Origin of the sequence: Nocardia stercoris, assembly GCF_003696265.1 — a bacterium.
Taxonomy (GTDB): Bacteria; Actinomycetota; Actinomycetes; order Mycobacteriales; family Mycobacteriaceae; genus Nocardia; species Nocardia stercoris.
In genome coordinates this window covers 106938-118690 of the sequence record NZ_RFFH01000018.1, presented here as the reverse complement: position 1 = coordinate 118690, position 11753 = coordinate 106938, and the positions used below count along the sequence as shown (strand labels likewise).

The following is an 11753-nucleotide window of genomic DNA, read 5'->3' as shown; positions in this document are numbered from 1 at the left end:
CCCTCCGCGGCAGGACCTCGGGTTCTGCGCGGTCGGCGGGCCGCCATCGGCGCCAGCGGATCGACGGGTCCTTCGAAAGACACAACTCGAAGGTCGGTCAGGAAACTTCCGGGTCAGGTCCGCTAGGGCCGGTGGCGGCCCGTCGTGATGATCATGACTGGAAACTTCTAGACCCGGAACGCCGGCGGGCGGCCGTGGCGCACCTGATGCGGGTGCTGACGGTCAGTGAGCGGTTCGCCTGCCGGGTCACCGGGCAACACCGAAGCACCCAACGCCGCCCACCGGCCGACCAGACCGCGACAGATCCTGATGCGGCGCTGCGTGATTGGTTGCGGGACTGGGCGAAAGCGCATCCACGGCAGGGTTTCCGCCGCGCCTACCACGACGCTCGCGGTGAGGGTTGGACGGTCAACCACAAGAAGGTTCAACGCCTCTGGCGCGACGAGGGACTACGAGTGCCGCAGCGACGACGCCGAAAACGCCTCGGCACCTCCACGACCACCCAGGTGGAGGCGAACGCACCGAACCGGGTGTGGGCAGTGGATTTCCAATTCGACGCCACCGACGACGGGCGCCCGGTCAAGATCGTCTCGATCGTCGACGAGCACACCCGCGAATGCCTCGGCGGGTTGGTGGAGCGGTCGATCACCGCGGAACGGCTCATCGACGAGCTCGACCGGATCGCTGTCGATCGCGGTTACCCGGGCGCGCTGCGCTGCGACAACGGACCCGAATTCGCGTGCGCGGCCATGGCCGACTGGGCCGGGGAACGAGTCGGTCTGGCGTTCGTTCCACCCGGTCAGCCCTGGCGCAACGGATACATCGAGTCGTTCAACGGCCGCTTGCGCGATGAATGCCTCAACATCAACAGCTTCTGGTCTCTCACCCATGCTCGTGTCGGGATCAGCGACTGGAAAGACGAATACAACCATCGCCGAAGGCATTCCGCGCTGGGCTACCAGACCCCGGCCGGATACGCTGCAACCTGCATCCACCGATAACCGGCTCTCACACGCGGTGGACCGACTTCCGGGGTCCCGTCAGCAGTACAAGACAGACCGAGCGCTTCGCGCGAGGGGCCCCGCTTCCAGAACCGCTCGATGTGCGGCAGAAGAGTGCGTTGATCCGAAGCACTCTCGACTCATGATGCCCTCCGGATTGCTCGCAGAACCGTCAGTCTCGGATGTCCTGTGGGCGGCGAAAGCGATCACGGCTTGCTAGCTAGATGCCGTCGAACGGCAGCAGGGTGAAATAATCTACTCCCCAGAGCGGGGCGAGAGTTCGGAAGTGTCGCTGGTCCAGCGTCATGATGCGGAACGTGCGTTCCCGATCGGCAATCACGACGTTGCGGTGTGACTGTTGCGCAAGATCTCGGCTGGAGCACCCCGTGCCGCCGGCCATGGCTACACGCGGGCGGTTCGGCTGGAGCTGAGCTGCCCGCCCGTCGATCCGCGGTAAGCGCAGCCTGGCGGCGCGATCCTCTCCGGCGGGTTCGGGTGTGCGACGGCCCGGCCGAACGACGTTGCGCTATGCGAAAAACGGTGTGTTATGGGATATTTCACAGTACGGCAGTCGCCGGTCGGTGCCGCCGGAAAGCGCGGTGACCGGTCTTCGCATGGTGGCGCCGACGGCAACTTCCTGGCTGCCTGAGGTGCGGCACTCTACTCGAATCTTCCTACGGGTACATGAATTCGGAATCGGGCGTCGTTCGGAATGGCGAGATTCCGTTCCGCCGCTGACTTTCCGGATTCCGGAATCGGATTTCGGCCCGGATATGCTAGCGCCGGTCGCGTCGACAGTGACGGCGACTTGCGTGAGGTATTCGAAAGGAAGTCTTCATTATGGGTTCTGTTGGTGTCGGTTCGGCCGACCTTGCTCTGACCGGTGTTGCGGCGCTTGTCGATGTCGAGCAGGCCATTGCCGCCGTGACCGCCCTGGGCTCCGCTGCCACCCTGGTTCCGCTGGCTGCCGTGGGCTCCTCGGTCACTCCGGGCCCGCTGTCCTGATTCCATCCGATCGTCGCTGACCGGAGGTGTCACTTCCGGTCAGCGACAATCGGTGTCGATGAGCCGGCTCGGGGCTATTCGGTCCCGCGGCCGGGGGAATGCGCAGTCAGCGGGGTCTCGACATCACCGGGAATCCCCGCATCGGCGCAGCGGTCGCGGTCGCTTGTCCACGATTCGGGAACATACAGCTGACGGTCGATAAGGGCATGCCCGTGCTGCGAGGTGTAGGCGAGGAACACACCGATCTGGCAGTTCTCGATCCGCCCGGCCGTGCCCGAGTACTGGCGTTGCACGCCCGCGGATTTACGGCCCTTCTTCAGGAAACCCGTGTCGTCGGCGATCACGACAGCGGCCGGATCGCCGAGGTGCTCGATGACGTATCCGCGCACGTCGTCACGAACCCCGTCGACGTCCCAATCCGCCTTCCGCAGCAGCCGCTGCATGCCGTCCGGACTCACATCACCAGCACGTTCGGCCTGGGTCCACCCGTTCTTACGTTCCAGCCCGGACATCAGGCCCGACACGTACTCCCGCGCCCGGCCCCGCGGTTCGGGCCGGGTGAACCGGCCCGCGATCCTGGTCAACCGGCCGCCCCAACGCAATGCGCTTCCTGGGGCACCTGCTCGCGGAGCGTGGTGAGAAGGCCGAAGCCGAAACTTGGATGCGACGTGCCGCAGACGCCGGCCACCCCGGCGCGATGAACAGCTTGGCCATCCTGCTCACGGAGCGTGGCGAGAAGACCGAGGCCGAAACCTGGATCCGCCGAGCCACCGAGGTAGGTCGGACAGCGCACTGAATGCTGCGGCAGCGTTCGGAAAACGACCGGTTCCGAACAGCGGTCTGCCTCAGCCGCAGACGATCAGCCAGGCTACCTGTCGCTTCGTTGTACTCCCGCCCCGCGATGAACCGCTGCGGCAGGATGATGTTGTGCCGCAACGAGACCCGGAACTGACGATCCGCACCGAGAGCAATTTCGACGAGCTGCTCGCGCCGGAGCGGTGGTCACCGCGCCGGCGGTTCCGGACCATCGCACTCACGACGACTGTCGTGTCCGTGATAGGTGCCGCACTGGCCATCCCCTGGGCACGGGCGCACACTGCTCATCCGCACTCCAACACCATCCCAGTTGGTCACCATCCGCAGGACGTGGCGGTGGACCCCGCCACCCACACCGCCTACACCACCAACCAAGACGACGGAACGGTGTCGGTGATCGACACCGCCACCCGGACCGTCACCGCTACCATCCCCGTCGGTCGCGCTCCGTGGGGTGTGGCGGTGGATCCCGGCAACCACACCCTCTACACCGCCAACCAAGGCGACAGCACGGTGTCGGTGATCGACACCGCCACCCGGACCGTCACCGCTACCATCCCCGTCGGTCACCATCCGACGAATATGGCGGTGGACCCCGCCACCCACACCCTCTACACCGTCAACTTCTCCGATGCGACCGTATCGGTGATCGACACCCCCACCCGCACAGTCACCGCTACCATCCCCGTCGGTGACCATCCACAGGATGTGGCAGTGGACCCCGCTACCCACACCGCCTACATCACCAACGTCTCCGATGGGACGGTGTCGGTGATCGACACCGCCACCCGCGCCTTCACCGCAACCATCCCCGTCGGTCGCGCTCCGTGGGGTGTGGCGGTGGATCCCGGCAACCACACCGCCTACACCGCCAACCTCGTCGATAAGACGGTGTCGGTGATCGATACCGTCACCCGCACCGTCACCGCCACCGTCCCCGTCGGGAGAGAGCCGTCGGATGTGGCGGTGGACCCCGCCACCCACACCACCTACATCAGCAATAGCGGCGACGGAACGGTGTCGGTGATCGACACCGTCCCTGCCACCATCCCCGTCGGGGAACAGCCAGCGGGTGTGGCGGTGGATCCCGGCACCCACACCGCCTACATCACCAACCTCGCCGATGGGACAGTGTCGGTGATCCCGCGCGGTTGACTGCAGCGACAGCGGCGACGCTTTCAGGCTCTCCGACACCGCCAGCGATCGCTATATCGGGTGTTCGGAAAACACCGATTCCCGAACACTTCGCCGGGATCGGCGCGTCGCACGGCCGGGCGTGGGTGCAGGATATTCCTGTGACACACGGGAATCCGGATTTGAGGATCCACAGCTATCGCCGCGCTGCAGACGCTGGTGACGCTGGCGCGATGGTCAGCTTGGCGAGCCTGCTCATGGGGCGTGGTGAGAAGGCCGAGGCCGAAACCTGGTACCGGCGAGCCGCAGACACCGGCGACCCCGCCGCAATGAGCCTGCTAGGGCACCTGCTCGACGAGCGTGGTGAGAAGGCCGAAGCCGAAACCTGGAGCCGACGCGCGGCCGAAGCCGAAACCTGGTACCGGCGAGCCACAGACACCGGCGACCCCGGGGCGATGTGCACCCTCGGGCACCTGCTCAAGCGGCGTGGTGAGAAGACCGAAGCCGAAACCTGGATGCGACGTGCCGCAGACGCCGGCCACTCCGCCGCAATGTACAACTTGGGCGTTCTGCTCACGGAGCGTGGCGAGAAGACCGAGGCCGAAGCCTGGTACCGACGAGCCGCAGACAACGGCAACCCCGGCGGCATGTTCAACCTCGGAGAACTGCTCGCGGCGCGTGGTGAGAAGGCCGAAGCCGAAACCTGGATCCGGCGCCTCGCAGACACCGGTCGCCCCAACGCAATGCGCTTCCTGGGGCACCTGCTTGACGAGCGTGGTGAGAAGGCCGAAGCCGAAACCTGGATGCGACGTGCCGCAGACGCCGGCCACCCTGGCGCGATGGACAGCTTGGCCATCCTGCTCACGGAGCGGGGCGAGAAGACCGAGGCCGAAACCTGGATCCGCCGCGCCGCCGAGGTAGGTCGGACAACTCACTGAATGCTGCGGCAGGTGTTCTGAAACGAACTTTTCCGAACATCGCAGCAGCATTTCAGTGATCCGTCCGACCCGCCTCTGCGGCGCGTCGGTACCAGGTCTCGGCTTCAGCTGTCTCACCACGCATTTCGAGCAGGCGTCCCAGATGACCCATCACGTCGGGATCGCCGCCAGTGTCGGCGGCGCGGCGCCACCAGGTTACGGCTTCAGCTGTCTCACCACGCTTCTCGAGCTCGTACCCGAAAGTGATCATCGCGGGGATGTAGCCGGTGTCGGCGGCGCGGCGGAACCAGATTGCGGCTTCGTCTGTCTCACCACGCCTCGCGAACAGGCGCCCCAGGTTGCGCATCGCGTCGGGGTGACCGGTGTCTGCGGCGCGGCGGTACCAGGTCTCGGCTTCGGCTTCAGCGGTCTCACCACGCATCTCAAGCAGGTGTGCCAGGCGGTACATCGCGTCGGCGTCGCCAGCGTTTGCGGCGCGGCGATAGGCGTGTACTTGTCCCGCTTGGCCGAATAATTGGAGTTGTCCAGCGATGTCGATGCTGCGGCGCCTGGGACGAGGGTGCCCGTCGCGGTGTAGGTGCCAGTCGGTTTCCTGATACAGATCGTCGAGGCTGCCGCTGGGTAACGCGGTAGCCGCGGCCAGCAGGGCGCCAGTGAACGCAGTGTGGCGGTCACCGGCGGGGGCGTATGAGGGCTCGTTGGCCGAGGACGAGGTGATCGTGTAGGTACCGCGCAGATCGGTCTGTCCAGCGATCAGGCCAGGTATATCGGCCATGGCTTCGAAGGCGCGGCCGGCGAAGCAGCAGTCCAGGATCAGGACCCGGGCCCGTGCCGGGCTGTCGAGGATCTCCTCGCGCAGTGTCTCGAAAGGCACTGTCGTCTAGCGGATATCGTCCGGATCGCTAGCCGGCACCGTGAGGTGCAGACGCCCGCGCCGGTCGATCAGGCCATGACCTGCGTAGTACACCAGCAGCAGCCTGGTGGCTGCTCGCGCGGCCCGGCCGACAGCGGAACCGAGAGTGTCGCGGTCCGGGTCGAGCACGGTCGCGCACTGCCCGCCGGTGAAGGCGCCGCCGGGTCCGGTGAGCACATCCGCGAGGTCGTCGATATTTGCCGCGGCGGCAGGGATATGGTGCAGGTGGTCGTACCGGGCTGTCCCGATCAGTACCGCCTGTGACTGCTCCGCGTGAGGAGTATCGGTCACGGTTCGATGGCTGGTGGGTCGAGCAGTTCCCGCAGCTCTTGCAGGACTTGCGGGGAATCGACTCGTGCGGCGTCGATTTCGAGGTGGGTGCCGTCACTGCGGGTGAGAGTGAACTTCAGGTGGCTGCGGCGGTGAGTGACCCAGGCTGTCAGTGAATCGGCGAGTGCTGACGCGACTCCGCCGGCGCCGAGGGCCACGCCCAGCGCCTCGTACACGCCGCCGTTCATCGCCCCGCTGCCGGCGGGTGCGGACACCGGATGTACCCGGCCGCGCAGGGCGTCGTCGTGGTCGAGCCAGTCCAACATCGCCAGCAACTCGTCCGGGCCACCGTCGGTACGGATCCTCAATTCCTGATTCCCCTGCGTCACAGGATCATCCTGCATCCCCGCTCGCCGTGTGGCTCGTCGATCCCGGGGAAGTGTTCGGAAATCGCGTTTTCCGAACACCGGCAAATGGATTCACACCTCAGTGCGGGATGCGCTCGTGCAGGGTGAGCAGGATGTGGTCGAAGGCCGCCACGGTCGTGTCCTGCGCGACGGGCAGCCGGGGCAGTTCCGCCATCAGCTGCTCGGCGAGATCGCGCACACGAGTGTTGGACTCCTGGGACAGCCACACCAAGACCTTGAACGCCTGGTCGGCGGAGATGCCGTAGATACGTATCAACACACCCTTGGCCTGCTCGATCGACGCACGGGACTCCACCAGGTCGGGGACCTGCCGATGCAGGAATCGATGCGACACGCGGCAGCAGTCGCGCTCGATCTCGTTGCGGCACGCGACATCACCGCTGAAGGCGACCTCGCCTCGGCGCTGGTGACCCCGCCGCCGACCTCGGTCTACGAGGGCGACAGACCGACGCCGTTGGTGACCGCCTGGAGGCGGGCGATCACCGAAGTGACCGCGGCGATCGACCGTGCTCGCATCGATCCGGCCACCGCACAGCAGCTGCTCACACTCGCGACCCTGTCGACCCGGACGCTGGACCACTTCCAGCGCGAGCGCGCCTTCCTCGTCGAACTCGGCATTCCGACCGACTTCCTGCCCACGGCAACCGAATACGCCACACAGCTGTGCCCGATGTGCGACAACGACGTCCACGCGGTGATCCGCACCATGGGCGCGCGACTGGACGAGCTCCCCTCACCGATCCGCATCGGGCATGGGCTGCCGGTCCTTGCCCGAGAGGACGCGCTCGACCGTCTGTGACTCGCACAGGACACTACGATTGTGACCCTCGGAAGTTCCCGCACGATGGGCCCGAGGTCCTTTGGAGATAGGTGAAGATGGTCAACCGGGTCCTGGCAAGCACACTTACGGGGTCGCGATGAAGGTCAACCTCATCGTGATCTACACCCCTCGTCTTGAGCAGTGCCATCGGTTCTACACTGACCTCGGCCTGCCTCTGACACTCGAACGCCACGGCCGCGGTCCCGAACACTTTGCGGCCGAACTCGCAGATGGCAGCGTCTTTGAGCTCTACCCGGCGCGTCCCGACAGGACCACCGGTGACCTACGACTCGGTCTAACCATCGACGGCTCGGCAGCAAAACCCCCACTGGCGACCGGCCGTCATTTGCTCACCGATCCGGACGGCCGAACGATCGAGGTGCTCGCCTGAGCCCGGAGCTCACATCAATCGCGCACGGGAACCTCACTCCGCCACCGCGCTCGCTCACTGCGGAGGTTTCCATCCCTGGCCGCTGCATCGGGTAGCAGCGTCCAATCGCTTCACCCTTCGCGGTCGGCTAGGTACTACCAAGCGGCAATACCAGGTGATGAATCCCTTTGGGATTTGGGACCCCTCCCTGGATTCGAGGTCTGCAAGCCCGTCCCAGTAGGGGCGCCCCATCAACTCCGCCAGCCGGCAGTCGAGCTGGTACACGGCTCGGCGATTCCACAGCACAAACTGCGCTGCCAGGACGCCGACGAAGTACATGAGCACGGCCAGGGTTACCAACAGCCAAAGCGGCACGCCCTGTACGGACGCGACCAATGCGAGAACCGTGAGCGGCCAGAACAGGATAGGCGCGGCGGTGCGCATGAACCTGCCCAGCCCGGTCCGTGCGACATCTGCGGCGACTACAGCTCCTAACAACACCTTGTCCTGCTCGGTTGCCGAGAGGTCACTGAAGCGCGCACCGCCGATCACGACGTATGGCTGCCACTTCCTCGCATGCCGAATCTGCACACCGCCGGGCTGCCACTCCGGCATCTTTCCTGATTTGACAGTCGGCGGCTCCACACCAGCTCCCGTAGCGAGTTCTGCGATACGCGTGCTGATTTGATCTACGTCCACGCGCATATCATGCAGCACCCTGGCGTGTCGCCGGTCCTTGCCCGAGAGGACGCGCTCGACCGTCGAGCGGCATCCTTTGATGTCGTCAAATGACCCTTTGGCGACAGGCGGCCGGGCACGCCTCTCAGCGACCGGAATAGTGCGGAAACGCCCCCGCCGATCCAATGCGATCCGATCCCTATTGACGACAGGGTTTGACGACAGACAGTCCTGTGAACGGAGGCCACCTCGCGCACGGAAGGGACTCCGCGATGGCCGAACTCGTCTACACCCGCGTCTCCACCGATGAGCAGAGCACCACCCGCCAGACCCATCTGCTCGCCGAGGCCGGCCTGGCCGAGGGAGTCGACGGTGTGCGGATGTTCGCCGATCCGGCCACCTCGTCGAAGATTCCCGCGCTCGAACGCGAGGGCTTCCGCGAGCTCGCGGGTTACGCACGCCACGGCGACCGGCTCACTCTGTCCGAGTTGTACCGGCTGTGCCGCGATCTCGCCGACATCCTGTCCGTGCGCGAATGGTGCCGCCAGCACGGGGTGAAGCTGCGGGTGCTGTCGGGGGCGCTGTCGGGCATCACCGACCTGGCCGCGAGTGATGCGACCACCACCATGCTGGTCAAGGTGCTGATCTCGGTCGGCCAGTTCCAGCGTGACCTGCAGAACGAACTGACCCGCGAAGGACTGGCCGCGGCCTGGGCGGGAGGCGCGACGTCCGGCCGCCGCCCGCAGGTCGCCGCGAACGGGGACCTCGAACAGGTCCGCCGGCAATACCGAGATGGCGTGAGCATCGCCGCGCTCGCTCGCCAGCACCGGGTGAGCCGGGTCGCGATCCGCACCGCCGTCGCCGACCTGCTGCCCGGCAGGGCTGAACAACCCGCTCGCGCAGGCACCGGTGAACCGCTCCCGATCCGAATCGAGGTGCCGGGCAAGGTCGCTCGCCGCCTGACCGGGCGCCTCGGGGATCTCGGCGACCACGAACGCCAGGCCCTGCAGCAAGGCCGGGAAGTGCGGCGCGGCCAGGGCTACAGCCTGCACGTCACCGCGTCGCCGTCGGTTCACCGGGCACTGCTGGCCGCGGCTGAAGCAATGGACGAGGACGCTTCGGCAGCCGACCGCAAGGCATTTCGGATCTACCGAGATCGCCTGAACGCCACAGCCAACTCATGACGAACGCGCTGATCGTGGCCTTCCCCGCATCGCGACGCCGGGCCGAGTCTGGGCGGTCTCGCTTGTAGTGGTGCGTGATGGCACTTCGCCGTAGCTACGCGAGCGGACCCCGCGATGAGCGGTGCACCACGCCCAGACAGGTGCTGCCCCAACACCAGTAGGCTCGCTCGATCTCAGCTAGGTACTGGCTCAGGTCGAAGCGGACTTCCTCAACGACCTGGTCGTCGGCGCCGGGGTACATCAGATCGCTCCAGATGACAGTCTGGCCTCGGAGTTTGACCCGGACTTCGACTCCCGAGGAGTCGCTGGACGTTTCATCCTGCTCGGCTACCTGTGCGGTCCGGGCTTGCTCAGTCGGATAGAGCGGTCCGCCCGGCCGGAGTAGCTGGCTCGGGTGGCCGCCGACCGCGCGGCTGTTGCTGCGGGTGATGAAGTCGAGGCCATCAACAAAGAGGTAGGTGTGCACGGCGCTGCGAATCGTTGGTCCGGGGCAGGCGCTGATCAGCAACGTGCTCACTGAGGGGCAACCCGAACGACTCGTGAGGGTGGCGCGTACCGCGCGCGGGGACCTACGAGGCATGCGACCTTCGTGACGTCATGGAGCAGATCTTAGATGCGCTCTGGCCACCCCGTCTGCGGGCGGTGCTGCGGGTAGGCCTCCGTATTGGATCGGAATGGCCAGTAGCGGAAGCGATCAGCCAGAGGGGTGCGGACATCAGTGCAGTCGACTTCGAACATCGACAACAGCTTCAGGATTCCCAGGCCTGCTCAGGTGGTTCTGGTCACAGGCGATCTCACGTTATAACTGCTGGTCAAGCCATTGTCGTTGTTTTCGCCCGTTTACTACCGGAACCCCAGGTCACCCCGCATCTGACGAATTCTCTGCTCAGCCTGCCAGCGTCGATGCGCCGAACCTTCACCTGGGACCGCAGCCGGGAAATCGCCGGCCACAAGTCCATCACCGCGGCGACTGGCACACAGATCTACCTGTGCAAACCTCGAAGCCCGTGCCAGCGGGGCACCAACGAGAACACCAATCGCCTACTGCGCCAATACCTGCCGAAGAACGCCGACCTGCGCCGCTGGAGCCAGAGCGACCTCGACACCATCGCCGACGAACTCAACCACCGCCCTCGCAAGGTCCACGGCTACCGCAGTCCCGTCGAGGTCTACGCTGACCACCTGAACAGCGATGACGCACTGACCGTTTGAGCCTGCCACCCCAGCACGCCGTGTGGCTGTCGATCGCACTATTCGGCCGCATGCCGTGCGCACCGAACCGGCCAGAGTGGAGCGGGCGGCAGTTGGAACTGGCTGCGGCGCGGAGACATTCGAACGGCCTGGATAGGCGCTTCCGAAGATCAGTCGGCTGTCCGAGCCGGCTACTGACCTCGATATGGCCGCCATCGGTATCCGGGCTGGAAGACGGCATAGTCGTCTTCCAGCCCGAGCTCGGCGTGCAGAGCGTCGGACAGAACGAGACCATCGAACCCTCCGTCACGCAGCTCGTCCATGAATGTCGTCTTCAGCTCCGTCGGGTCGATCAGGGATTCGGGGTCCCACCCGACCGTCGCGGCGACGTATCCGTCGAACGTGGCGAGCGTCTTGTACAGGCCGTTGCCGAGTTCGGTCATCTCCGCTGGGGTGAGTTCGAATCGTGGGAGGGAGCCGTCCCCCGCGACGGCGATCCCGACGGCCATCGGGCATATCGAGAGTGTGATGTACGGCCCGTCCGAACTCAGCACAGGCCCGTGCAGGGGGATCCACCGATCTCCTACGGGCAGCACTCCGCCCCGGCCCTTGGCGCGCGTAAGCACGGCCGATCGAGCCGCGTCCATGTTGTTGCCGAAGTTGATTACCAGCTCGAAGCAGATCGCCACGGTCACTCCATCTCTCGCGTCGATCAACTCCAATGCCGCGCAACGCTGTACACACTGTAATGCTGCTTACAAGGCCGTTCGGACCAGCCAGGCCGCGCGGTCCTGCGACCAATTGAAGATCAACAGCCTTTGGGGCCGTTGGAGTTAGGGTTGGTGGTGCCCGCTCGGGCTCCGGCCCGCAGTGTCTGCCTTGGGCAGCCTGGGGCAAAGGGGGGTGGCTGGACGGTCCCTCTGGTACGCCTCAGGGAGCGGAGTAGACGCCCGATCCCACCCCCCTCATCCCTGCCGCGAACATCCTGTACTGCCGCATACCGCG

The 11753-nt window shown here is 65.8% G+C and carries 14 protein-coding genes and 3 pseudogenes; 9 read left to right on the top strand and 8 right to left on the bottom strand.

The features are described 5' to 3' along the window. Positions 1 to 158: 158 nt before the first annotated feature. Both EBN03_RS28760 and EBN03_RS34355 read left to right on the top strand, forming a co-directional pair. Positions 159 to 1001, top strand: a pseudogene (locus EBN03_RS28760) (IS3 family transposase); the annotation flags it as partial. 840 nt (positions 1002 to 1841) lie between these two features. Continuing rightward, on the top strand, positions 1842 to 2006 hold the full coding sequence (locus EBN03_RS34355; protein WP_158675770.1) for a hypothetical protein: 165 nt from the start codon (positions 1842 to 1844) through the stop codon (positions 2004 to 2006). Positions 2007 to 2122: 116 nt separating this feature from the next. On the opposite strand, the pseudogene EBN03_RS28750 reads toward EBN03_RS34355, so the two are convergent. Then, positions 2123 to 2608: pseudogene (locus EBN03_RS28750) on the bottom strand (IS701 family transposase); the annotation flags it as partial. On the opposite strand from EBN03_RS28750, the gene EBN03_RS35900 reads away from it, so the two are divergent. The 3 genes from EBN03_RS35900 to EBN03_RS28735 all read left to right on the top strand — a co-directional run bounded on the left by EBN03_RS35900 (position 2608) and on the right by EBN03_RS28735 (position 4894). Beyond that, positions 2608 to 2802: a tetratricopeptide repeat protein gene (locus EBN03_RS35900; protein WP_122191286.1), complete on the top strand. Its 195-nt coding sequence runs from the start codon at positions 2608 to 2610 to the stop codon at positions 2800 to 2802. The pseudogene EBN03_RS28750 and the gene EBN03_RS35900 sit on opposite strands and share 1 nt — an antisense overlap. A 131-nt stretch (positions 2803 to 2933) precedes the next feature. Continuing rightward, positions 2934 to 3977: a beta-propeller fold lactonase family protein gene (locus EBN03_RS28740; protein WP_158675769.1), complete on the top strand. Its 1044-nt coding sequence runs from the start codon at positions 2934 to 2936 to the stop codon at positions 3975 to 3977. 125 nt (positions 3978 to 4102) lie between these two features. Further along, positions 4103 to 4894 (top strand): tetratricopeptide repeat protein, encoded by a 792-nt coding sequence (locus EBN03_RS28735; RefSeq protein WP_325052107.1) that lies wholly within the window; start codon positions 4103 to 4105, stop codon positions 4892 to 4894. Between the two features lie 52 nt (positions 4895 to 4946). Here EBN03_RS28735 and EBN03_RS35315 read toward each other — a convergent pair whose 3' ends face one another. The 4 genes from EBN03_RS35315 to EBN03_RS35305 form a co-directional block, all read right to left on the bottom strand. After that, complete coding sequence (locus tag EBN03_RS35315) at positions 4947 to 5669, bottom strand: tetratricopeptide repeat protein (RefSeq protein ID WP_233608704.1); 723 nt, start codon at positions 5667 to 5669, stop codon at positions 4947 to 4949. A 105-nt stretch (positions 5670 to 5774) separates the two neighbouring features. After that, positions 5775 to 6098 (bottom strand): caspase family protein, encoded by a 324-nt coding sequence (locus EBN03_RS35310; protein ID WP_233608703.1) that lies wholly within the window; start codon positions 6096 to 6098, stop codon positions 5775 to 5777. Beyond that, on the bottom strand, positions 6095 to 6466 hold the full coding sequence (locus tag EBN03_RS28725) for an effector-associated constant component EACC1 (RefSeq protein ID WP_147471739.1): 372 nt from the start codon (positions 6464 to 6466) through the stop codon (positions 6095 to 6097). The genes EBN03_RS35310 and EBN03_RS28725 overlap by 4 nt, the downstream gene beginning before the upstream one ends. 97 nt (positions 6467 to 6563) lie before the next feature. Further along, positions 6564 to 6839, bottom strand: coding sequence for an ANTAR domain-containing protein (locus EBN03_RS35305; protein ID WP_233608702.1), 276 nt, complete (start codon positions 6837 to 6839; stop codon positions 6564 to 6566). Between EBN03_RS35305 and EBN03_RS35300 the strand changes: the two genes are divergently transcribed. Both EBN03_RS35300 and EBN03_RS28715 read left to right on the top strand, forming a co-directional pair. Continuing rightward, positions 6831 to 7304: a hypothetical protein gene (locus tag EBN03_RS35300; protein WP_233608701.1), complete on the top strand. Its 474-nt coding sequence runs from the start codon at positions 6831 to 6833 to the stop codon at positions 7302 to 7304. The genes EBN03_RS35305 and EBN03_RS35300 overlap by 9 nt on opposite strands. 118 nt (positions 7305 to 7422) lie before the next feature. Next, positions 7423 to 7716, top strand: coding sequence for a VOC family protein (locus EBN03_RS28715; RefSeq protein ID WP_122191281.1), 294 nt, complete (start codon positions 7423 to 7425; stop codon positions 7714 to 7716). Between the two features lie 54 nt (positions 7717 to 7770). Here the strand turns inward: EBN03_RS28715 and EBN03_RS28710 are convergent, their stop codons facing one another. Further along, a complete protein-coding gene (locus EBN03_RS28710; RefSeq protein ID WP_147471738.1) occupies positions 7771 to 8394 on the bottom strand; it encodes a hypothetical protein in 624 nt (207 codons plus the stop codon). 251 nt (positions 8395 to 8645) lie between these two features. Between EBN03_RS28710 and EBN03_RS28705 the strand changes: the two genes are divergently transcribed. Further along, positions 8646 to 9557, top strand: coding sequence for a recombinase family protein (locus EBN03_RS28705; RefSeq protein WP_122191279.1), 912 nt, complete (start codon positions 8646 to 8648; stop codon positions 9555 to 9557). Between the two features lie 94 nt (positions 9558 to 9651). Here EBN03_RS28705 and EBN03_RS28700 read toward each other — a convergent pair whose 3' ends face one another. Next, complete coding sequence (locus EBN03_RS28700) at positions 9652 to 10074, bottom strand: hypothetical protein (RefSeq protein WP_233608700.1); 423 nt, start codon at positions 10072 to 10074, stop codon at positions 9652 to 9654. Positions 10075 to 10412: 338 nt separating this feature from the next. On the opposite strand from EBN03_RS28700, the pseudogene EBN03_RS36005 reads away from it, so the two are divergent. Continuing rightward, a pseudogene (locus tag EBN03_RS36005) lies at positions 10413 to 10769 on the top strand (IS30 family transposase); the annotation flags it as partial. 170 nt (positions 10770 to 10939) lie between these two features. On the opposite strand, the gene EBN03_RS28690 reads toward EBN03_RS36005, so the two are convergent. Continuing rightward, positions 10940 to 11437 (bottom strand): hypothetical protein, encoded by a 498-nt coding sequence (locus tag EBN03_RS28690; protein WP_147471737.1) that lies wholly within the window; start codon positions 11435 to 11437, stop codon positions 10940 to 10942. Positions 11438 to 11753: the final 316 nt, after the last annotated feature.

Bases quoted from the DNA above. Each gene is read 5' to 3' on its own strand.
- EBN03_RS34355 (WP_158675770.1), top strand. From the start codon at position 1,842: ATGGGTTCTGTTGGTGTCGGTTCGGCCGACCTTGCTCTGACCGGTGTT.
- EBN03_RS35900 (WP_122191286.1), top strand. From the start codon at position 2,608: ATGCGCTTCCTGGGGCACCTGCTCGCGGAGCGTGGTGAGAAGGCCGAA.
- EBN03_RS35315 (WP_233608704.1), bottom strand. From the start codon at position 5,669: ATGGCCGATATACCTGGCCTGATCGCTGGACAGACCGATCTGCGCGGT.
- EBN03_RS35300 (WP_233608701.1), top strand. From the start codon at position 6,831: ATGCGACACGCGGCAGCAGTCGCGCTCGATCTCGTTGCGGCACGCGAC.
- EBN03_RS28715 (WP_122191281.1), top strand. From the start codon at position 7,423: ATGAAGGTCAACCTCATCGTGATCTACACCCCTCGTCTTGAGCAGTGC.
- EBN03_RS28705 (WP_122191279.1), top strand. From the start codon at position 8,646: ATGGCCGAACTCGTCTACACCCGCGTCTCCACCGATGAGCAGAGCACC.